Origin of the sequence: Paenibacillus oryziterrae (genome assembly GCF_042610485.1) — a bacterium.
Taxonomy (GTDB): Bacteria; Bacillota; Bacilli; order Paenibacillales; family Paenibacillaceae; genus Paenibacillus_AQ.
On sequence record NZ_JBGJZO010000052.1, the window covers coordinates 1 to 1,659 of the forward strand.

Genomic DNA, 1,659 nt, shown 5'->3' on the forward strand with positions numbered 1-1,659 from the left:
CTGCACTTCCACCTCCAACCTATCTACCTCGTCGTCTTCAAGGGGTCTTACTAATTGGGAAATCTCATCTTGAGGGGGGCTTCACGCTTAGATGCTTTCAGCGCTTATCCCGTCCGTACGTAGCTACCCAGCCATGCTTCTGGCGAAACAACTGGTGCACCAGCGGTACGTCCATCCCGGTCCTCTCGTACTAAGGACAGCTCCTCTCAAATTTCCTGCGCCCACGACAGATAGGGACCGAACTGTCTCACGACGTTCTGAACCCAGCTCGCGTACCGCTTTAATGGGCGAACAGCCCAACCCTTGGGACCTACTTCAGCCCCAGGATGCGATGAGCCGACATCGAGGTGCCAAACCTCCCCGTCGATGTGGACTCTTGGGGGAGATAAGCCTGTTATCCCCAGGGTAGCTTTTATCCGTTGAGCGATGGCCCTTCCATGCGGTACCACCGGATCACTAAGTCCGACTTTCGTCCCTGCTCGACTTGTTGGTCTCGCAGTCAAGCTCCCTTATGCCTTTGCACTCTTCGAATGATTTCCAACCATTCTGAGGGAACCTTGGAACGCCTCCGTTACTCTTTAGGAGGCGACCGCCCCAGTCAAACTGCCCGCCTGACACGGTCCCCGTACCCGGTAAGGGTACTAGGTTAGAACCTAGATACGATCAGGGTGGTATCCCAACGGCGCCTCCACCGAAGCTTGCGCTCCGGTTTCTACGGCTCCCACCTATCCTGTACAGATCGTACCCAAATTCAATATCAAGCTGCAGTAAAGCTCCATGGGGTCTTTCCGTCTTGTCGCGGGTAACCTGCATCTTCACAGGTATTAAAATTTCACCGGATCTCTCGTTGAGACAGCGCCCAAGTCGTTACGCCATTCGTGCGGGTCAGAATTTACCTGACAAGGAATTTCGCTACCTTAGGACCGTTATAGTTACGGCCGCCGTTTACTGGGGCTTCGGTTCATAGCTTCGGGTTACCCCTAACCACTCCCCTTAACCTTCCAGCACCGGGCAGGCGTCAGCCCGTATACTTCGCCTTGCGGCTTCGCACAGACCTGTGTTTTTGCTAAACAGTCGCTTGGGCCTTTTCACTGCGGCCCCCTCGTGCTATTCACACTACCGGGGCACCCCTTCTCCCGAAGTTACGGGGTCATTTTGCCGAGTTCCTTAACGAGAGTTCTTCCGCGCGCCTTAGAATTCTCTTCTCGCCTACCTGTGTCGGTTTGCGGTACGGGCACCTTCTCCTGGCTAGAGGCTTTTCTTGGCAGTGTGAGATCATGACCTTCGCTACTATAATTTTCGCTCCCCATCACAGCCTGGCCTTGAGGTATGCGGATTTGCCTACATACCAGCCTCACTGCTTAGACGGACATCCATCAGTCCGCGTCACTACCCTCCTGCGTCACCCCATCGCTCATAGCGGATTACGGTGGTACAGTAATTTCAAACTGTTGTCCTTCGACTACGCCTTTCGGCCTCGCCTTAGGTCCCGACTTACCCTGAGCGGACGAGCCTTCCTCAGGAAACCTTGGGCTTTCGGCGGATCAGATTCTCACTGATCTTTTCGTTACTCATACCGGCATTCTCACTTGTATGCTGTCCAGCGCTCCTTACGGTACACCTTCAACCCACATACAACGCTCCCCTACCCCAGATACA

The 1,659-nt window shown here is 54.4% G+C and carries 1 rRNA gene; it reads right to left on the reverse strand.

Features of this window, described 5'->3' with window-relative positions:
- Nucleotides 1-1,659: ribosomal RNA gene (locus tag ACAN55_RS24135) — 23S ribosomal RNA — on the reverse strand; the annotation flags it as partial.